Annotated in this window: 16 protein-coding genes; 7 read left to right on the forward strand and 9 right to left on the reverse strand. The window is 62.4% G+C overall.

The features are described from left to right. Positions 1-238 precede the first annotated feature (238 nt). From I6F12_RS08885 to I6F12_RS08895, 3 genes are all read left to right on the forward strand, one after another. Complete coding sequence (locus I6F12_RS08885; protein ID WP_036022858.1) at positions 239-520, forward strand: hypothetical protein; 282 nt, start codon at positions 239-241, stop codon at positions 518-520. Between the two features lie 223 nt (positions 521-743). Further along, on the forward strand, positions 744-1,784 hold the full coding sequence (locus I6F12_RS08890; protein WP_225155991.1) for an acyl-CoA desaturase: 1,041 nt from the start codon (positions 744-746) through the stop codon (positions 1,782-1,784). A 225-nt stretch (positions 1,785-2,009) separates the two neighbouring features. Further along, complete coding sequence (locus I6F12_RS08895) at positions 2,010-2,513, forward strand: hypothetical protein (RefSeq protein ID WP_036022860.1); 504 nt, start codon at positions 2,010-2,012, stop codon at positions 2,511-2,513. Between the two features lie 179 nt (positions 2,514-2,692). Here I6F12_RS08895 and I6F12_RS08900 read toward each other — a convergent pair whose 3' ends face one another. Next, on the reverse strand, positions 2,693-3,691 hold the full coding sequence (locus tag I6F12_RS08900) for a hypothetical protein (protein ID WP_225155992.1): 999 nt from the start codon (positions 3,689-3,691) through the stop codon (positions 2,693-2,695). 298 nt (positions 3,692-3,989) lie between these two features. Between I6F12_RS08900 and I6F12_RS08905 the strand changes: the two genes are divergently transcribed. Beyond that, entirely contained in the window at positions 3,990-4,292 is a 303-nt protein-coding gene (locus tag I6F12_RS08905) for a hypothetical protein (RefSeq protein WP_225155993.1), read from the forward strand. Between the two features lie 188 nt (positions 4,293-4,480). On the opposite strand, the gene I6F12_RS08910 is transcribed toward I6F12_RS08905, so the two are convergent. Beyond that, entirely contained in the window at positions 4,481-5,278 is a 798-nt protein-coding gene (locus tag I6F12_RS08910) for a phasin family protein (protein ID WP_225150861.1), read from the reverse strand. Between the two features lie 44 nt (positions 5,279-5,322). Between I6F12_RS08910 and I6F12_RS08915 the strand changes: the two genes are divergently transcribed. After that, positions 5,323-5,589: a DUF2312 domain-containing protein gene (locus tag I6F12_RS08915; protein WP_025575662.1), complete on the forward strand. Its 267-nt coding sequence runs from the start codon at positions 5,323-5,325 to the stop codon at positions 5,587-5,589. A 139-nt stretch (positions 5,590-5,728) separates the two neighbouring features. On the opposite strand, the gene I6F12_RS08920 is transcribed toward I6F12_RS08915, so the two are convergent. The 4 genes from I6F12_RS08920 to I6F12_RS08935 form a co-directional block, all read right to left on the reverse strand. Next, positions 5,729-6,592 carry a nitroreductase family protein gene (locus tag I6F12_RS08920; protein ID WP_225155994.1) on the reverse strand — a complete coding sequence of 288 codons (864 nt, stop codon included), beginning with the start codon at positions 6,590-6,592 and terminating at the stop codon, positions 5,729-5,731. 87 nt (positions 6,593-6,679) lie between these two features. After that, the gene (locus tag I6F12_RS08925) at positions 6,680-7,195 is read right to left on the reverse strand and encodes a ParB N-terminal domain-containing protein (protein WP_109143929.1); all 516 of its coding nucleotides are present in this window, start codon (positions 7,193-7,195) and stop codon (positions 6,680-6,682) included. A 133-nt stretch (positions 7,196-7,328) separates the two neighbouring features. Next, positions 7,329-8,933, reverse strand: a complete 1,605-nt coding sequence (locus I6F12_RS08930) for an AAA family ATPase (protein ID WP_225155995.1) — start codon at positions 8,931-8,933, stop codon at positions 7,329-7,331. A 69-nt stretch (positions 8,934-9,002) separates the two neighbouring features. Beyond that, positions 9,003-12,773 (reverse strand): vitamin B12-dependent ribonucleotide reductase, encoded by a 3,771-nt coding sequence (locus I6F12_RS08935; RefSeq protein ID WP_225155996.1) that lies wholly within the window; start codon positions 12,771-12,773, stop codon positions 9,003-9,005. A 767-nt stretch (positions 12,774-13,540) separates the two neighbouring features. On the opposite strand from I6F12_RS08935, the gene I6F12_RS08940 reads away from it, so the two are divergent. After that, the gene (locus tag I6F12_RS08940; protein WP_225125592.1) at positions 13,541-14,440 is read left to right on the forward strand and encodes a DMT family transporter; all 900 of its coding nucleotides are present in this window, start codon (positions 13,541-13,543) and stop codon (positions 14,438-14,440) included. Between the two features lie 19 nt (positions 14,441-14,459). On the opposite strand, the gene I6F12_RS08945 is transcribed toward I6F12_RS08940, so the two are convergent. The 3 genes from I6F12_RS08945 to I6F12_RS08955 all read right to left on the reverse strand — a co-directional run bounded on the left by I6F12_RS08945 (position 14,460) and on the right by I6F12_RS08955 (position 18,714). Then, positions 14,460-16,259, reverse strand: a complete 1,800-nt coding sequence (locus I6F12_RS08945) for an adenylate/guanylate cyclase domain-containing protein (RefSeq protein ID WP_225155997.1) — start codon at positions 16,257-16,259, stop codon at positions 14,460-14,462. An 8-nt stretch (positions 16,260-16,267) separates the two neighbouring features. After that, on the reverse strand, positions 16,268-17,239 hold the full coding sequence (locus I6F12_RS08950) for an ABC transporter substrate-binding protein (protein ID WP_225141768.1): 972 nt from the start codon (positions 17,237-17,239) through the stop codon (positions 16,268-16,270). A 584-nt stretch (positions 17,240-17,823) separates the two neighbouring features. Beyond that, entirely contained in the window at positions 17,824-18,714 is an 891-nt protein-coding gene (locus tag I6F12_RS08955; protein ID WP_225155998.1) for a LysR substrate-binding domain-containing protein, read from the reverse strand. 81 nt (positions 18,715-18,795) lie between these two features. On the opposite strand from I6F12_RS08955, the gene mdcA reads away from it, so the two are divergent. Beyond that, positions 18,796-20,442 carry a malonate decarboxylase subunit alpha gene (gene mdcA, locus I6F12_RS08960; protein ID WP_225155999.1) on the forward strand — a complete coding sequence of 549 codons (1,647 nt, stop codon included), beginning with the start codon at positions 18,796-18,798 and terminating at the stop codon, positions 20,440-20,442. Positions 20,443-20,449 lie beyond the last annotated feature (7 nt).

Genomic DNA, 20,449 nt, shown 5'->3' on the forward strand with positions numbered 1-20,449 from the left:
ACGTCCGGGAGTTCTGTTGCTCATCCAGACCGTCATACTCGCGTCATTGCGAGCGGAGCGAAGCAATCCAGGCTCCCTCCGCGGAAAGATTCTGGATTGCTTCGTCGCAAGTGCTCCTCGCAATGACGGGGAGAGGTCGGAGCGCCAAAGCGCACAGCGCTTATGTCCGCACCTCGCGCGAAATTTGCTTGCCTCGCCTGGCATCCTTTTGCACTCTCCGCGCGAAGGAGACCAACGCATGACCAAGATGACTGCCGCCTGTGCGCTCGGAACCGCCCTGGTTCTGAGCAGCCTTGCAATCTCGGACGCCGAAGCCCGGACGCGGAGAGCCGTCGTCGTTCGCGCGCCGCAGGAGCGGCTCATCGTCACGGCGCCGGTGCTGAGGCCGACGCCGTGGGATTACAACATCGTGCCACGCTATCGCTATCGCCCCGAGCACGACCGGGTCGATCCCTACGGACCGCCCTTGGTGCCGTCCTATGTGCGCTATGAGGGATGGCGCTGGCCGTATTGGTGGTGAAGGCACCGACCGACGCCAAACTGATCGGCGCATGAGGGTGGGTGAACTGAGCAGAGGCACGACGTGCACCTGCTCGTCATGATCACCACTCTCTATCGGCAGAGAAGCGAAAGGGGCGGGGCTGCGCCGCCCGTGCTCCTACGGCCGCCCCGGTCCTTGCCTCTGATAACCAGGGGTTGTACGCTGCACTGCAGAAAAGTGCAGTGTAAATGGATCGGCTGAAATGAGCGTGGTTGAGAGCGTGGCGTCCGAGCAGCTTGCGGAGCCGAAGATGCCGCCGGGCGTGCTGACCGAAGGTCCGGTGGTCGAGGCCAAGTTTCGCGATTCCTACATCTCGTTCGCCATCATGGTCGGCGGCTCGGTCGCGGCGCTGGTCTGGGCCTTTTGGCAAGGCATCGGCTGGGTCGAGGTTTCGGTCTTCGCCGGCACGTTCATCATGTCCACGATCGGCATCGGCTTCATGCATCGCTACTTCGTGCACCGCAGCTTCCGCTGCGGTCCGGTGATGCGGACGATCTTCGCCGCGCTCGCCACCATGGCGGTGCAGGGCTCGATCCTGAAATGGGTGAGCAACCACCGGCGGCACCATCTGCACTCCGACCGGCCCGGCGACGTGCACAGCCCCTATTACGACGGCGGCGGCAATCCCTATACCAGCTTCGCCAAGGGCATGACGCATGCGCAAGGCGGCTGGGTGTGGGACCGCGAGACCACCGATGCCAGCTACTACGCCAAGGACATCCTGGCCGACCCGATCGCGATGTTCTTCACCAGGACGCGCTGGTACTGGTACGCGCTCTCGGCGCTGATCATTCCGGGCGCCATCGGCTATGCCTTCGGCGGCGTGCGCACGATGATCGGCTGCATCCTGTTCGCCGGCCTGTTCCGCAGCTACCTGATGACGATGGCGACCTCGCTGGTGAACTCGGTCTGCCACAGCGATGGCCGCTGGGGCTACCGCCGCTTCGAGACCCATGACGGCACGACGAACGAGCTGGTGACCACGCTGCTCACCTTTGGCGAAGGGCTGCACAACAACCATCACCGCTTTCCGCGCGACGCCTACATCTCGCACGCCTGGTACGAGGTGGACATCAACGGGCTGATCATCCTGGGGCTGGGGAAGGTCGGGCTGGTGCATGATATTTTCGCGGCGGGCGGTGCCGGCCGCCAACGTGCGGCGGATGCAGGGCCGGGCGAGCCTGCGCCAGCCGCCGTCGGGAATGCCTTCGAGGGCGACGACCGTCGCTCCCCCGGAACGTAATCGTGCCCACCATGGCCCGGCGCCGATGCGGCGGGGGAGTGCACTTCGAACAGGTACGCGGACAAATTGAAGTTTGATGGCTCGCCGTCTCTGCGTGCAGAGTTGGCGATTGGGTAAAAGTGGCAAAGTGGAGACTGTCAAGAATACATAGAGGTAGAACGGCATTTATCCCCGTAATAAACCCAATGCTGCTTGGGGTTCTGGGCGCGTATTGGGAGGACAGTCATGGCAAGTGTCGAACAATTGCACAGACGGGACGGAGTGAACTTGGTCCAACTCGAAGCGGACATCACTTCGATCCGGTCGGGAAACTCCATTACTTCAGTTAATCTGCCTGATTACGTCGAGCACACCGCGGGGGTGTCCCGGGTCGGTGCGCTCAGTGCAGAAGCGGTCATTCGCGACTATGAGTCCGCTGCAAAAGAGATCGAGGCCATGGGCACCGAGTTGATCGACGCTGCGCAAAAATGCGAGGCGCTGACGGCCCAGGTTCATGATGCGATCGCCTTCATGCGAGAAACGGCGGCAGGCTATCGTGAAGAGGGACGGAAGATCTTCAAGCGTATCGAAGAATGCGCGCTGTTCACCGAAGACGTTCGCAAGACCTGCGAACAGGTCAAACGCAGAATGGCTGAAGTCTCGGTCGGCCCTTCCGATGAGGAGCTTGCGCCGCAAGAGCCCGAGCTGACGGGGATCGCGGCCAAGGTGACGATGAGCGAGATACGCTGAGGGGAGCGTAGGGTGGGTTAGCTGCGCGACTGCGCAAGGCGCAGCTCGCGCAGCGTAACCCACCACGTCTGCCTCCGCTGAAATCAAAGTGGCGGGTTACGCCAGCGGACTGCGCTTCGCGCCGTTGCAGGCTAACCCACCCTAAGGCTCTTCAAATCGCGCGCCTTCGCGAAACGGGCTCACCAATCCGGATCGCCGTAATAATAAGGGTCGGCCATATAGCGCGGCGGCATCCAGCCGCCTCGCGGCGGCGGCCTCGGCCGTCGTGGCGCGGCGTCTGGTGCGTGCGCCCGGGCACGCGCAGCCGTGTCGTTGCTCACCACGCTGCGCACGACGGGCTTGGCGGCTGCAGAGGCGGATGACGCCGATGACGCGCTCAGTTGCGTTTGCAACGCCTGGACCTGCGCGGCGAGGCGCGCATTGTCCGCCGCGTCCTTCTCCTGCGCGGCCTTGAGCTGCTCGATGGTGGCGGCCTGGTCGCGCAGGGTCTGCTCGCTGCGGCTCTTCAGCTGCTCGAGCTTGCCGCTGATGTTCGCAAGCTCGCTGGTGATGGCCTTGAGCGATTGCGCGAGCTCGGACGATGACGGCTCGGCGGCAGTGGCGGCAGGCTTTGGCGCGCTTTCCGCATCCTTAGGCCCCGGCGGCGCAGGCACCGGGCTCGGCTCATCCGCGGCGGCCAGCAGCACCGTCGCCGGCTGCGCCGGACTTTCCGCCGCGGACGCTTGCGGGGGCGCGCTCGCGGGTGGAGCCCATCGCGCCATGATGGACTTGCCGATCGATGTCGCCTCGTCGCTGTATTGCGATGCGACGGCGGCACCGAGAAGGCCGATCGCCATCACGAGAATGGCCAAAGCGCGCATCATGGCCTTGTCTCCCCTCAGGCCCTGATTGCGTGGCTTGGTGTTTAGAACCCTGGCATCCGGCGTCGGCGCCTTGTTTGCGGAGGTGGCGGCTGCCGTCGAGGCGGCGCTTGCGTGCGAGGTCCGCGGGGCTTCGCTGTTGCGTTCCATTCCGGAAACCAGCCGGTCCAGCCGCGCGAGGTCTTCCTCTGCGCTCTTGATCCTGTCGTAGGCCCGCGCCAGCCCACCGTCGGCGCGCGCCTCGTCCGGCTTGGCGGTTTCAGGCTTGGCCGCATCAGGCTTGTCGGTATCGGGTTTGTGGTCGTTCGTGTCAGGCATCGATGCGCTCTCCATCCGGTCGGGCGTCAATGGGAGGCAGTCCGATCAAGGATAGGTCTCGCTGCTATCAGACACAACGCGTGTGCAAAGGAGAAATTATGACGGGCGAGGGAGCGGGCGGCGTGAGCGCGTAGGATGGGTTGTCGCCGCGACTGCGCAAAGCGCATTTCGTAGGGTAGTCGAGCGGATCGAAGCGATCCCAGGGGCGTCCAGCCCCGCGGCGCCATGAGCGTTCGCTGACGGGAACGGGCGCTAGTCCATTCCGTTTCCTTTGAGGGGCTTGTTCGAGGAGGACAACATGAAAGCAATGATCATCGCGCTTTCGGCTGCCGTTGTCATGGCTACAGCCCCAGCCGTGTTTGCTCAGGGCGTATCGAGCAAGACGCCAGGTCATGAGATGCAGCAAATGGGTTCCAAGAAGGGCGAGCCGGGCGCTTCCAGCTACGCTCCGGGACATAAGAAGAAGCAGCAGGCGAAGTCCTCGAAGAAAACCAGCCCCGGCGCGTCGAGCTACGCTCCAGGAAGAACTACAGGGCAAACCACAGGTCAAACCACAGGCGCGGGCACCGGGTCGACCACCGGCACGAAGTCAGGGTACTGAACTCCAGGCGGTCCTCAGGCGCGTAGGGTGAGTTAGCTCCGCGACGGCGCAAAGCGCAGGTCGGGAGCGTAACCCGCCTCTTTGATCTCGGCGGCGGAGAGGTGGTGCGTTACGCCGGCGGACCGCGCTTCGCGCAACCGCCAGCTAACCCACCTTACGTCCCGCGGCGCCGCAATGTGCACCCGTCGTTAGTGACGTATCGTGCGGATTTCGAGCGTGGTCTGGGTGAGCCTGGCCACGAACCCCTCAAGATGCATGACCCTTTCTCTGGTCAATTGTTCATGCAGCTCGGCGATCTTCTGGGATTCGGCGACAAACGAGTCGCAGGCCTGTTTCGCGTACGCCATCTGAAGCTCAAAGGCCTCGACGGGTGAACGCGCCGTCGCGAGCTTTCCCAGGAAGCTCCAGGCTTGCTCAAGCGAGGTCCTGATGTAGTCGCTATAGGCGTCGGCAATCGCTTGCGTGCTGGCCTGGAAGGGTTCGACCGGTACGACGGGCGGGCTTGCAGCTAGCTCCATCCCGGAAGCCTCGTCCGGCAAGGCCGCAGCCGAAGGTATCTCCGCACTGATGTGTCGGCTCGGCTCTTGCTCGGTCTTTTCCTCGGTCTCTTGCCTGTTCTCCGTCGAGGCATCCGGCAATTGATGCGCTGCACTTGCGCGTTGCTCGCCGGCCCCGGTCCGATGTCCCGATTTCTTCTTGCCGCCGCGCCGGCCGGATTTTCCCCTTGGCTTGTTGTCCACCGCACTCAACATTGCAAATGGCTCCTGAATATCGATGAAGCCGCGAGCCTCCGTCGCGTTTGCGCTGAAATCGCGATTGCGGGCTGTCGCTTGCGTGGCGGCCATGTGGTGAGATTTTGCCGCCGCATCTTCGATGCATCCGGCAAGAAGTCGCCGATCCAGATAGCTGCGGGGTGGTCGCCTGTCCCGGGTATCGCTGCGGCGCGATGGCATCGGGTGCGGCAACTCGGTTAACACATTGGTCATTTCTTTGCGGGCATTTTCACGACCTTAGTCAGCAAAGAGGCACCATGTCCGACATCACCATTCCCGGCGGCAAGATCCGTTCCTTCGTCGAGCGGATCGAGAACCTCGACAGCGAAATGCAGGAGTTGAGCGAACAGAAAAAGGAAGTCTTCGCGGAAGCCAAGGGCGAGGGTTTCGACGTGAAGATCCTCAAGGAGATCATCAAGCTGCGCAAGGAAGACAAGAACGAGCGCGACGAGCGCGAAAGCCTGCTCGACCTCTACATGCGCGCGATGGAGACGGCCTCGCCGGAGCAGGCGAAAGCGGCGTGAGACGATCTGTCTGATCGACGTAAAAGATAGCCGCGATCTCCGGGATTGCGGCCATCACCCAAGCACGAAATTGCGGGGTGGGGTTACGGAGCCCGAAATTTCTGGCATGGCCGCCGCGAGGCCGAGCAGGTTCAGGCGCTCAGCTTCGACGCCGCTTGGTGGCCTGGCCGATCACCCGCGGGTGTGAGAAGTCGGCTTCGCTTTCGAGGGTTTGCGCGGGGTTGCTGACGGGACCGGTGAAGGCATCCTTCCACTCGCCCAGCATCTCGTCGCGGTCCGGCCAGGCGTCCATGGATTCCTGGTCGCGATACATCGCGAAGGGGCGCAGCGTGCTCTCGTAGAAATCGACCTGGGCATGCCGGCGATATTGCTGCTTCTGGTAGCCGTTCCAGTGCAGGAGCTGACCGAGCGGACGGCGGTAGCGGCGGTCCTGGTCCACGGCGGGATAGCCGATCGGGATGGTGCCATAGGCCGTCATCCATTCGGGATAACCCAGGACTTCGCTGAGCTCGCGATTGGTCTCGGCCTCGCCGCCGCCAGAGAGCCAGGCCGAGGTCAGCCCTTCCGCGGTGACGCCGAGCTGGATGTTCTGGATGGCCGCGCCCAGCGAGCAGAAGAAGATCGCCTCGTTGTTGTCGCGGTACTCGGCGTCGAACTCGGGCGAGGTCGCCTGCGGAAAGCAGACCTTCCAGCGGGGATCGCCGAGCAGGAGGATGATCGCGACGGTGTTGGCGAGATAGGTCTTCTTCACGGCCGGGAAGCCCTTGGCGTGATCCACCAGCCGCTGCGCCTGGCGCAGGAATACCGCGAGCACCTTGTCGCGCATCGCGGCATCATCGACGACGATGAAATCCCAGCACTGCACGTTCGCCCCTGACGGCGCCCAGCGCCCGCAATCGACGATCCGCTCCAGCACGTCACGGCCAACGCTGCGGCCCGGCTCGAACCTCCGCACGCTGCGGCGGCGGCGGATCACGTCCTGGAACAGCGGGGCGTCGGCCATGGTGGGTCCTCCCGATCTTATGTTTGGCGGGAGTGTAGGGCGGCAGGCGCGGACGTGGAAGCGCGGCGTGGACGCAATGGGCGGCCATCAATAGCGGCCGCCGCTGCCCTTTTGCTGTGTGATCCAGTCCGACAATGATTTCGGTTTCGATTTCACAATCCGGCCCGGGGATGCCTTCGGATTGTCGCGCACGCCTTTCGTCGAACGGGTACGCGGCGCTTCCGCCTGCCTGACGCCCTTCAAGGCAGCCGCCGATGCCTCGGCGGCTTCCTTCTCGAGGCGCAACTGTTTCAATCGCGCCATCTTGATGCGTTCCGCCTCGACTTCAGGTCGCTCGGTGAGCAGCGGCTTGTGCTGAGCAAGCTCGGCCGTAACAAGGACACCGAGAATGGTCGTCTCGCCGAGCGCCTTGCAGGCTTCTAACCGATGCAGTCCCTCGACCAGAACCAGGCGGTCTCCGTCGAGCCGAACGGAGATGGGAGCCTGTTGTCCGATCTCCAGCATGCTTTCCGCGATCTCTCCGACGATCTCGGGCTTGATGGCCTTCTTCTGCTTCGTGGGAACGAAGATCTTCTCGATCGGGAAGCTTTCCGGTTTGGGCATCACCTTACTCCGCTTCTACCGGGCCCGTCGGAACCCATGCCGGTGGTAGCGGGAGTTTAGGAGGGAAGGGCTCGATGGCAAAGGTAATTCGGGGGGAGTGTGGATCGGAATCGAAGTCGGAATCGGCCAGAGATCACCTTGCCGCAATCGCCGGTAATGCTGCTCGGATCGCCGCTGAGACTTCGGGAGCCATATCGTTGCGCAAAGCTCGAACGATCCACTGTTCGAATAAGACCTTAGATGTGTCTTTTGCTTTGCAGGCGATACTCAAGATTCCCTTGTTATCGTACCATTTGAGCAATTCGGGTGCATTCTTTGTGGCTAAGGCGCTCTGAATGCTGTCAGTCGCGAGCTTTGCGAGAGCTGCTACATCCAGAGCATCTGTCTTTGCCGCGTAGTCAGCTGCCAGCGCGGTTGCGTCGGAGGCATCACTGAGGTCGATCTTCTTTAGAGTGCGATCAATCCTTCGCCGGCAATATCGAACAACGATTGGAGTTTGATTCTTGACGTCACGGGCATGTGCAAAGAGTTCTTCAAGAATGTTGGACACTTTGGTTTGAAGAGCGGTTCCAGCGTATCCTTCAGCCTTTGCAATTGCCTGAAGGACGCTTGGCAAAAGAAGGATGTTTTCAATCTCCGACACCGGTAGCACAGCGATGCCTTTGCTTTCCATGAACTCGAGTTCTGAGGGATCGTAAGCGTCGGCATCAACGATGCCCGAGCAGGTCACGCGCGTAAGCGTCGCGTTGGCACGCATGGTCACCACCGCGTGAATGACTTCTTCGCAAGAGCCGCGAGGAATGATAGTCCAATCGAAATAACACGCCCGGTAGATGGCTTGGTCGATGCTGCTGCCCTGCCCCTCGACAAAAAGGACAGGCTTTCGACTACCAAGGATGAGATTCGTAATATCTTCGCTGAACCCAGCGTCCTCGGGAACGGCTTCGACGGCCCAGCCGGTAGCGGGATTGTAGTCGCGCAAGACGAATTTTTGCCCCTTGCGTGAAGCCACAAATTCCAGGTCGTGCGATATGAAGACAATCGCGCAGTCGGGTCGCGCGGCCTCAAGTTCGTCCCAAAGCCGAGACATGATTGCTCGATGGATATGTAGTTCAGGTTCATCAAAAATGATCAGGCTGCCTTCTGCTGCCAGTAGCGTTTGCCCGATAAGATAAAATACGGCTCGCTCGCCATCGCTCATGTCGGAAGCGCTGTATGCAGCTTGAGTGCCTGAAGATACTTGAATGTCATCGCCGGTGATCTTCAGCGTCCGCTGAGGTAATAAGCGATCCCAGATATCAACTAGCTTCTCAAACTGTGTCGGTAGTGCGCTTTCCCGACTTCCGGCTCGCGTGTTCCGATGTGTCTTTAGAGCAGTGTTTGCCTGCTCGGCAAAGAGAGCCTGAATCAAGTAATCATAATCATTCAACGGTGAAACGGCAGCGTTCTGCTGCCAGCGGCTACCAGGGCGATGAGCGATTTGGCCATGGGGCGTTGCTACGCCAAATTTGAGACCGCGGAGGGCGTCTCCTTCGCTGATCTTTGCGATTGTAGGATTGAGGCTCAGAAGCCGGTGCGCTGAGACGCGATGTGCTTGCGGCCCAAGTTGTTCTTCGATTTTGACTGCGAGCCTCGTCTTGCCGCCCCCATTGGGGCCAACGAATAGAATTGAAGATCCTGGCGATACATCGAATTGCATTTCACCGGATGGCGTGGGGATTACGAATTTGAATTGCATTGACTTCGTCCACAAAAAGTGAAGGCCGCTCTACGGAGCGGCCTTCTGTAGGTTAGTGGTGGTACATTCTCACGAACACCCCGTCGTGCTTCCACACGTATCGCACTTCATGCACGTGCCATTCCGCACCAGCGTGAAGTTGCCGCACTCGCTGCACATCTCGCCCTCGTAGCCCTTGGCCTTGGCTTCCGCGCGGCGCTCGGCCTTGGTGGGGGCTGCGGTCGCGGCGGTGCCGGCCTTGCTCCATTGCAGCTGCTCGAGCTTCTCCGTCGGCGACAGATCGTGCTGGGCTTCCTGCTTCAGGGCGACGGCGCCTTCGATGGCGTCGCCGACGCGGGCGCTAGCGCCGTGGGCGGCCAGCGCCGTGACCCGGCTGCCGCCTGACGGCGCGCTGTCGTTGCCTTGGCTGACCGCGGCCGAGCCGCCGCGCATCACGACGAGGTTGTCCGTGCGCGAGCGGGTGAGGCCGCGCGAGACCAGTTTGGTCGCGTGCTGGCCGCCGTCCTCGTCCGGCTCCTTGCCTTCCTCGACGCCCTTGCCGAGCGCGTCGAAGCCCGTCTCGTTGGGATCGACGTGGGCGAGGTCGAAGCGACTGAGATAGCTCACCGCGAGCTCTCGGAAGACGTAGTCGAGGATCGAGGTCGCGTACTTGATGCTGTCGTTGCCCTGCACGGGGCCCGCCGGCTCGAAGCGGGTGAAGGTGAAGGCGTCGACATATTCGTCGAGCGGCACGCCGTATTGCAGGCCGAGCGACACCGCGATGGCGAAGTTGTTGATGAAGGAGCGCAGCGCCGCGCCTTCCTTGTGCATGTCGATGAAGATCTCACCGAGACGGCCGTCATCGTATTCGCCGGTGCGCAGATACACCTTATGTCCGCCGACGACCGCCTTCTGGGTGTAGCCCTTGCGGCGATCGGGCATCTTCTCGCGCTCGCGCATCACGACGATGCGCTCGACCAGCTTCTCGACGACCTTTTCGGCCACATGCGTGGCGCGCGCCGCCATCGGCTTTTCATGCAGCAGCTCGACCGCATCATCCTCGTCCTCATCGTCGCTGATGAGCTGCGAGTTGAGCGGCTGTGAGAGCTTCGAGCCGTCGCGATAGAGGGCGTTGGCCTTCAATGCCAGTTTCCACGACAGCATGTAGGCGGACTTGCAGTCCTCCACCGTGGCGTCGTTCGGCATGTTGATGGTCTTGGAGATCGCGCCCGAGATGAAGGGCTGCGCCGCCGCCATCATGCGGATGTGGCTCTCGACCGACAGGTAGCGCTTGCCGATCTTGCCGCAGGGATTGGCGCAGTCGAACACCGGATAGTGCTCGGCCTTGAGGTGCGGGGCACCTTCCACGGTCATCGCGCCGCAGATGTGGACGTTGGCGGCCTCGATCTCGCGCTTGGTGAAGCCGACGGCCTGGAGCAGGTCGAAGCCGGGAGCTGCGATCGCCTCGGCGCCGATGCCGAGCTGGTCGCGGATGAAGTCTTCGCCGAAGGTCCACTTGTTGAAGGCGAACTTGATGTCGAAGGCGGTCGGCAGGGCCTTCTCGACCTTGGCGATGGCCTCGTCGGTGAAGCCCTTGGCCTTCAGCGTGGTGACGTTGATGCCGGGGGCGTTCGCCAGCGAGCCGTGGCCGACGGCGTAGGCCTCGATCTCGGCGATCTCGCTCTCGCGATAGCCGAGCGCGCGCAGCGCGGCCGGCACGGCACGGTTGATGATCTTGAAGTAGCCGCCGCCGGCGAGCTTCTTGAACTTGACCAGCGCGAAGTCCGGCTCGATGCCGGTGGTGTCGCAATCCATGACGAGGCCGATCGTGCCGGTCGGCGCGATCACCGTGGTCTGGGCGTTGCGATAGCCGTGCTTCTCGCCGAGCTCGAGCGCTGCATCCCAGGCTGCCTGGGCATGGCCGACGAGGTCTGCTTGCGGGCAGGAGACGAGGTCGAGCGGCACCGGGTTGACGCTGAGCGCTTCATAGCCGTTGGACTGGCCATGCGCGGCGCGGCGGTGGTTGCGGATCACGCGCAGCATGTGCGCGGCGTTCTTCTTGTAGCCGGGGAAGGTGCCGAGCTCGGCGGCGATCTCGGCGGAGGTCTTGTAGGTGATGCCGGTCATCACAGCGGTGAGGGCGCCGCAGAGCGCGCGGCCTTCCTTGCTGTCATAGGGCAAGCCCATGGTCATCAGGAGGCCGCCGATATTGGCGTAGCCGAGGCCGAGCGTGCGGAATTCGTAGGAGAGCTCGGCGATCGCCTTCGACGGGAATTGCGCCATCATCACCGAGATTTCGAGCACGATGGTCCAGAGCCGGCAGAGGTGCTCATAGCCCTCGACGTCGAAGCGCTTGGTGTCGGTGTTGTAGAACGTCAGCAGGTTGGCCGAGGCGAGATTGCACGCCGTGTCGTCCAGGAACATGTATTCCGAGCACGGATTGGACGCGCGGATGTCGCCGGACGCCTTGCAGGTGTGCCAGTCGTTCATCGTGGTGTTGAAGTGCAGGCCGGGATCGGCCGAGGCCCAGGCGGCGTAGCCGATCTTCTCCCAGAGGTCGCGCGCCTTCAGAGTCTTCGTCACCTTCTTCGAGGTGCGGGCGTTGAGATTCCAATCGCCGTCGGTCTCGACCGCGCGCAGGAAGTCGTCCTTCAGCGAGACCGAGTTGTTGGAGTTCTGGCCTGAAACGGTGAGATAGGCTTCGCTATCCCAGTCGGTGTCGTAGGTGTCGAACTGGATGTCCTTGTAGCCTTGCTTGGCAAACTGAATGACGCGCTTGATGTAATTGTCGGGCACCAGGCTGCGGCGCGCGAGCTTGATCTCGCGGCGCAGGGCAGGGTTCTTCTCGGGGTCGAAGCAATCGTCGCCCGAGCCTTCGCAGTTGACGCAGGCCTTCAGCACGGCCTTGAGGTGCTTCTGGTTGATCTTGGAGCCCGTGACGAGGGCGGCGACCTTCTGCTCCTCCTTCACCTTCCAGTCGATATAGGTCTCGATGTCGGGGTGATCGACGTCGACGACGACCATCTTGGCGGCGCGGCGCGTGGTGCCGCCGCTCTTGATCGCGCCCGCAGCGCGGTCGCCGATCTTGAGGAAGCTCATCAGCCCGGAGGAGCGGCCGCCGCCGGAGAGCTTTTCGCCTTCGCCGCGCAGGCGCGAGAAGTTGGAGCCGGTGCCGGAGCCGTATTTGAACAGGCGGGCTTCGCGGACCCAGAGGTCCATGATGCCGCCCTCGTTGACGAGGTCGTCGCCGACGCCCTGGATGAAGCAGGCATGCGGCTGCGGATGCTCGTAGGCCGACTTGGACTTGGTCAGCTTGCCCGTGAAGGGGTCGACGTAATAATGGCCCTGGCCGGGGCCGTCGATGCCATAGGCCCAGTGCAGGCCGGTGTTGAACCATTGCGGCGAGTTCGGCGCGACCATCTGCATGGCGAGCATGTAGCGGAGCTCGTCATAGAAGGCCTGGGCGTCCTCATCGGTCGAGAAGTACTTGCCCTTCCAGCCCCAATAGGTCCAGCAGCCGGCGAGGCGGTCGAACACCTGCTTGGCCGAGAGCTCGCTGACATAGCGCTCCTTCTCGGGCAGCGCGGCGAGGGCATCAGTGTCGGGCACGGAGCGCCACAGGAAGGAGGGGACGGATTCCTCCTCGACCTTCTTCAGGCGCGCGGCAACGCCCGCTTTGCGGAAATATTTCTGAGCCAGCACGTCGGAGGCGACCTGCGACCACTCGCTCGGCACCTCGACGTTATCAAGCTTGAACACGACCGAGCCGTCGGGATTGCGAATCTCCGACGTGGTCAGGCGGAATTCGATACCCGCATAAGGTGACTGTCCCGAAGTGGTGTGGCGCCGCTCAATCCGCATGGTCTTGCCCCGTCCTTTTCTTTGACCGGTCCCGCCCCTCGTTGAGGGCGTGCCGGGTCGTCATTGCATTCGCGGCGCCTTCGGCCGTTCGGCCTTGGAGCACCGCAGTTCAGCCGGTGGATCCGGCCCTGTTTTTTCCCGGCGCGAGCTCGATGCGTCGCATCAATCATCCCGCCGGCATGTCCACACCCATCCGCCCCCAAGGGGATGTGCGCGACATGCGTTCAACGCCCCACAACGTCACTTCGTCATCGATGCCATCCGAGCCTGTTGCCGGCCCGTTCTGGCGCCCCGAAGAGCCTGCATTCCGAGGGCAGACAAGCCCTCATCCGCAGCCTTTGGCCGGCTGGCGGAGCTGAAATTTGCGAGACCCTTTGGGGGAGTGCCGGCGGGACGCAAACTCACTCGCGCCGAACGGACCGAAAGCTAGGACTCTCCGCTGCGCCCGTCAAGAACTAGTGCGAGTTCCTGAATCAAATACTAAATATGGTGGATTGCGGGGGATAACAGGGGTCTTCGCCGCGCCTGTCGTGGACCCAAGTATCAGTGAGTCCTCAGGGATTCCCAACTGAAAAAATTTGCATGCCGTGATGACGCGGGGCCTTCATCCCGCTGTTCACAGGGCAGGTATATTTTTGAGCAATGGGATTGCGTCAGCAGGACTCACGTAGCCCTACGGACGGTGAGGGCAGGCATGCCCGCCAAAGCGGTGGTGGGACCCGCGAATCCGGGCCAAGGTGACCGCCCGATTTGCCGGACTAGCCGACATGCTTGATTCGACGACGCCGGGCGTGCGGCCGCGCATCGCCCCGGCCGGCCTGATGTTCCTTGCGATCACCTCGATCGGCTGGGGCTTCAACTGGCCGGTGACGAAATTCCTACTTGCCGAGCTGCCGCCTCTGACACTGCGCGGGGTCACCGGTGTGCTCGGCGCGCTGCTGCTGGCGCTGCTTGCGGTGATCCGGCGGCAAAGCCTGCACGTGGAGGGTGTGATCTGGCCGCGCCTGCTCACCGCAGCCGCGCTCAACGTCACCTGCTGGATGGTGCTGATGGGCCTGGCGCTGCTCTGGCTGCCGGCGAGCGAGGCGGCGCTGATCGCCTATACGATGCCGGTCTGGGCCTCGATCCTCGCCTGGCCGGTCCTGGGCGAGCGGCCGACGGTCTTGCGCGCGCTTGGGCTGGTGCTGGCTTTCGCAGGGCTTGCCTCGATCATGGGGGGCAACGGCCTTGCCGCCAGCACGGAAAAGCTGCCGGGCATCATCATGGTGCTGGTCGGCGCGTTCGGCTTTGCCCTCGGCACCGTGCTCTCAAAGAAGTACCCGATTCACCTGCCGCCGCTCGCGGCGGCAGCCTGGCAGATCGGGATCGGCTGCCTGCCGATCTCGATCGTCGGCCTCCTGATCGAGACCACGCATTTGTCGCATGTGACGCCGCTCGGCTGGTGGCTGCTGGTCTATTCGGTCGTCGGGCAGTTCTGCATCGCCTATGTCAGCTGGTTCGCAGCACTGGCGCGCCTGCCGGCCTCGGTCGCCGCGATCGGCACCATGGCGGTGCCGGTGATCGGCGTCGTGGCCTCGGCGGTCGCGCTTGGCGAGCCGCTCGGGGCAGGGCAGATCGCGGGGCTGGTGTTTACGCTAGCCGCGGTGGTGCTGGCGACACGGGGGTAGCCGTCCGGAGGTCGGGGTATCAGTGGTCCTGAGGTTCTTTCTCTCGCCGGCGTTGTGCCGGGCCCGGCGGTTTCAACGGCAGGTCAGCAGGTGCGACGGCAAAGACCTCGAGAGCCTGGTCGTAGCCTTTGATGGTCCGCTGTCCGAGCGATGCCATCGGGACGCTATCCCTTACCCTTCCAGCGATCGTGGGATCAGCCAGGATCTGCGCGTCCTTTGCGAGATTACAGAGCCGCGACGCCAAATTCACCACGGCTCCCATCGCCGTGTAATCCAGCCGACCGTTGTAACCGACCGTTCCTACCGTTGCCGGTCCCATGGCAACGCCCACACCAAAGCCGATCGCGTGGCCGGCGTCACACCATTTGCCGGCAAGGGCCTGAACCGTCATTTGCAGGTCGATCGCGAGGCGGACCGCTTGATTTGCCGGCTGTTCGCATGCGATCGGGGCATTGACCAGCAGCATGACTCCGTCGCCATCAAAGCCGATGAGCGTTGCCTCGTGACGAGTCGTCACGGCGCCGACGGCCTCGTAGTACTCTCGCATGACGGCCATGATGACATCGGGTTCATTGCGCGTGGAGAACGCCGTGAAGCCGCGCAAGTCGCCAAAAATGACAGCCACTTCACGTCGCTGCCCTTCGAGCAGTTCGTGAGAATGTTCGACCAATTCGGCGACCTGTGATGGCAGGAACTGCTTCAGCCGATCGATCCGCGCAGATTTTTGCTGCGAGATCGCCAGTTCAGAAGCCATCTCATTGAAGCGCAACGCCAGCTGCTGCAACTCGTCACCGCTGAAGATTTTGATACGATGCTCGAATTGTCCGGTTCTGATCCGCTCCACGCCCTCTTCCAGTTGCTTGATCGGACCGGACATTCTGTGCGCGCGCCAATAGGCGAGCGCCAGCGCGACAAGAACACCAAAGGCAATGAGAATTGACGAGCGCCACAAGGCAGCCCGAATTGATGCAAAGGCTTCCGCGGCTGGCTGCATCGCGATCACCGTCCATCCCACATCGGCGGCCTGAACGGATAGCGCCACCACCGGGTTGCCTCGCTCCCCGGTTATCACCGCCGCTCCGCTTGCCGCGCCAACGAGATGCTTGATCCGGCCAAAACTGCCGGAGCTGGCGCGGCCGCGCAGAACCCGGCTGATATCGGGATGTGCGATCAGATGACCGGAATCATCGACGACAATGGCGTAGCCGGTCTCGCCGATTCTAATGGCTGCGATGACATCCCAGATCAGCTTCAGATTGACCTCGGCGATCGCAACCCCTGCGGCCGGCAGGCTCCCGGCAACCGCGATCCTCATATAGGGCTCTGAATCTTGCTGGTACTGAACCGGTCCGTACCAGACTTTGTTGCCGCGTGCGCCCAGAACAGCGGGATCCGCAGACATATCGATGCCGCGCCCGGTCCTGTTCAGAAGCAGCCTGGAAACAAAGACCCGTTCGGTGCCGGTCTCATCCAGAAGCGAAACCGAAACGATTGCAGGCACCTGCTGGAGGAGACGCAAGGCATCGATCTTATGTTGCGCATCGTCTCCGGCAGACCAGGGAAGCTGCACCATCCAACCCAGCTGATCTCGCATGCCATCGGTGAACGCCTCGATCCTGTCGGACGCCGCGCGAGCATCGGCCTGCAGCACCGCGCTGATCTGGCGACGCTGGTCTCGGTAACCGAAAGAAGCCTCGACGGCCGCGCCGAGTATCAGAGGCACGACCGCAGCGACAAACAACGTCGCGAAGTACTTGCAGAACAGCGAGCGACGCGGAGGCTTCGTACACGAAGAGGGCTGCGCAGCACCGTCCTTCATAGCTACTCTCAGGAGATCACCTTGCTGGCGCGAAACAGGATCGACGACACATCCAGCTTGATACCCAGAAGCCTGGCTGTCTTCATATTGATTGCCAGTTCAAACTTCTCGGGACGCATCACCGGAAGATCTGACGGATATTCACCGCGCAGGATGCGATCGGCATAAGTGGCAAGCCGAAAATAGGTCGTGCGCTGGTTTGCGCCGTAACTCAAGAGACCTCCAGCGTCACAATATTCAGACCAGCCAAACATCGAAGGCAGCCGGTGCGCAATTGCAAGCTCCGCAATCTTCGCACGATGCACCAGCGTCACAGCATCGGGAAACACGAGGAGAGCATCCGCGTCCACCTTGCCGGCAGCCTTCAACCCATTCTCGATTTCGCGCGCGCCGCAGAACGGAACGTAGGCTGCCTCTATCCCAAGATTTCGGCACGACTCCAACGTCGCACGCCATTCCAGCGGCTCTCCCGGATGATCCGTGTTCGAGAGGACCGCCAGTTTTCGCAGCTTTGGATAAATGTCCTTGAGCAGCTCAACGCGCTTTCCTGCCAGCTCGAGCGACAGGAATGTGCTGCCGGTGAAATTGGTGCCGGGGTGAGCAAGGCTCTTCACCACACCCAAAGCGACGGGGTCGCCGCTCAATGCAAACAGCACTGGGATGTCGGTGATTGCAGTCATGCCGCGTGTCGCCGGACCGCTCGAGACCACAAGGTCGACATCCCCTCGCTGCAACTCGGAGACGATCTTGCGCAGTGCCTGCGGATTTCCAGGGGCATAATGCGTCTCGAAGGTTACGGTCTTGCCTTCGACATATCCCAGGGCGCGCATTCCATCGCGAAAGCCGTCCAGGAAGGGATCCGGTTCGGACTCAGTCGAGACCCAGAAGATTCGATGCAGCTTGGCTCCGCCCTGCGCCCGTGCGATCGCAGGCCAGGCCAGTCCTCCACCGATCAACAAGATGAACTCTCTTCTTTTCATGCGAGCACCTGTCGAAACTGGGCCTTGCAGTTCCGGCCGCAGACCAAGATCCTAGCTGTGCGTCTGATGACTGTTGCGCTCCGCAAGCGGACTGTCGCGCCACCGGCTCCGACATTTGTCCTCGTGAGCATGCTCAGAGACTGGGCTGGCGAGACGATTTGTCCTTGAGATGCGCTTGATTTTTACTTGAGACCGGCCCGGTTAAGACCAAAACGGCCTTACGCGTTGCATCGCGCGGTGTCCGAACACCTCCAGCGCGGATCCGGGCTAGCTATGGCCTCAAAAGGACAGTTGGAACTCACATCCTGAGCCAGTGCCCACGACCTCACAGATTGGGTGACTGCAGCGCCCTCGGCAACTCACGGGCTAGCGCGTGTACTCATACGGGCTAGGGGGTGTACTCATAAAGGCAATGTTCGCTCCTGAGGGACGAGCGGAGATATTCTGATCTGCCAGAGCATCACTGCTTGTGACCCAGAGCCGTCATGAGACCGATGCGCTCAATACCGCCTGACGGATCCTCATCATTGCGAGATGAACCAATCTGTACCCTGGGGTTTGGACCCGCAACGGAACATATGGCGCTAAATCGTCGGGCGCGCTGGCGATTGCCCAAGTGCCAGAAGCGCTGCGGCCAGCGCCGCCGCGGCCTTTTCGGGCCGGGCTTTCTCATAGATTGCGAACTCAAGGTCAGGAAGGCGCGGCAGCCCCTCTTGCAATCCCAGAATGCGCAAACCTGCAATGACCGCGCTCGCGGGAAGCGGCGTGATGGCGAGACCAGCGAGCGCCGCCGCGCGCACACCTGTCAGGCTGGGGCTGGTATAGATGATCTCCCACGTCAGTTCGCTGTCATTTAGCGCGGCGAGCGCTGCCTCACGCGATACTGACCGCTCGCGATAGAGCGCCAGCGGCAGCACCGCGCCCGGAACCAGATCAAACGCGTCGGCGGCGGCCCAGACCATGGGTTCGCGCCAGACCAGGCGCCCACGCGACGTACCGAGCGGACGCTTAGCGAACACGACGTCGAGTCGTCCCTTGTTCAACTGCTCGATCAATTCCGCACTAACGCCGATCTGCACCTCGAGCTTCACGCTCGCGTGCAACATGGCGAAGCGTCCCAGCGCCGATGGCAGCGAGCCGCCGGCGACTTCCTCGACCACTCCAAGACGCACGGCTCCTGACAAACGCGGCGCTGACAGACGATGGCGGGCCGCCTCCTCGAGTTGCAACAGACGACGGGCGTCACCCAGCAGCATCTCTCCATCGTCGGTCAGCGCGACGCTGCGGGTCGTGCGCCGGAACAGCGGACGTTTGGTTTCAAGCTCCAATCGCTTGACCTGCTGGCTGATGGTCGACTGCGTCAGATTGAGCCGTTCGGCGGCGCGGTGGAAGCCGCCGCAATCCGCGACAGCAACAAAGGAACGCAAAAGCTCGAATTCCAGCATGCCGATTGATCCAAATTCATAATCAATCATATTACAAAATATCGTTTCTATAATCAATACTGGTCACCTAACTTCTGCATCGAAGACAGCGTCGGGCGAAGGAGGTTCATCATGCACGCCACATCACGACCGGGAGCGGATCGCTCCGCGAGGCTAGCTCGGGCCGCCACGATCTGCTCTGAAAAGCTCTGCCCTGCCGAGCGCGCGACCGAGTTGCTCGAAGCGATCATCGAGCCGGGCGACCGCGTTGCCATCGAGGGCGACAATCAGAAGCAGGCCGATTTTCTTGCCGCCGCCCTGACGAGCGTGGATCCGGCGCAGATTCACGATCTGCACATGGTGCAGTCGGTGCTGGCGCTGCCCGATCATCTCGCCGTGTTCGAGCGCGGTGTCGCCAATCGGCTCGATTTTGCCTTCGCAGGTCCGCAGAGCCGCAAGCTCGCCGAACTGGTCGGCATCGGCACGGTGAAGATCGGCGCAATCCATACCTATCTCGAGCTCTATGCTCGGATGTTGGTGGACCTGACGCCGCACGTGGCGCTGATCGTCGCCGACAAGGCCGACCGCAACGGCAATCTCTACACCGGTCCCAACACCGAAGACACGCCGACCATCGCCGAATCCGCGGCCTTTCGCGGCGGCATTGTCGTGGCGCAAGTCAACGAGATCGTTGACCGGTTGCCGCGAGTAGACGTCCCCGGCGACTGGGTCGATTTCGTCATACCGAGCCCAAAGCCTTACGCGATCGAGCCTCTGTTCACGCGCGACCCCGCCAAAGTAAGGGACGAGAACGTGCTGATGGCGATGATGGCGATTGCTGCGGTCTATGAGCCATTTGAGGTCCGGCGGCTCAATCACGGCATCGGTTACGCCACCGCGGCGATCGAGCTGATCCTCCCGACATTTGCCGCCCGGCGTGGCCTGAAGGGCAAGATCGCGAGCCAATTCGTGCTCAACCCGCACCCGACCCTGATCCCGGCGATCGAAGCCGGCTTCGTCGACGGCGTCTATTGCTTCGGCTCCGAGCTCGGTATGGAGCGCTACGTCGCAAAGCACGCCGATATATTCCCGATCGGCGCCGACGGCAGCCTGCGGTCGAACCGGGCACTGGCGCAGGTCGCCGGACAATATGCCTGCGACATGTTTGTTGGGGCCACGCTGCAAATCGACGCGCGAGGCAACAGTTCGACGGCCACAAAAGACCGGATCGCAGGCTTCGGCGGTGCGCCGAACATGGGCGCGGATGCACGCGGTCGTCGCCACGACAGCCCCACCTGGCTTCGCGCCGGTCAGGAAGCAGGCGATCCCTTACGCGGGCGCAAGCTTGTGGTGCAGATGGTGCAGACCCATCAGCCAAACGGCACGCCCAGTTTTGTCGAGCGTCTGGACGCGTTCGATCTGGCCGCCTCCGCCGGCTTCGCATTGCCGCCGGTGATGATCTATGGCGACGACGTGAGCCATGTCATCACCGAGAAGGCCGTGGCGAACCTCTTGCGCTGCCAATCACCACAAGATCGCGAGGCGGCATTGCGCGCGATCGCCGGCGACACCGAATTTGGCAAGCGCCAATCGCCTGACACAACCGAGAGCCTCCGCCGTCGCGGCATCGTGATGTTTCCGGCAGACCTTGGCATCGACGTCGGCACGGCGACGCGCGATCTGCTCGCCGCCAAGACGATCGATGACCTCGTGGCCGCCTCGAGCGGACTCTACGCGCCACCGGCCAAGTTCCGCCGCGCCGTCACCGCCCAAGCTTGAGGAGGAA

It is taken from the genome of Bradyrhizobium sp. IC4059 (assembly GCF_020193615.1).
Classification (GTDB): domain Bacteria; phylum Pseudomonadota; class Alphaproteobacteria; order Rhizobiales; family Xanthobacteraceae; genus Bradyrhizobium; species Bradyrhizobium yuanmingense.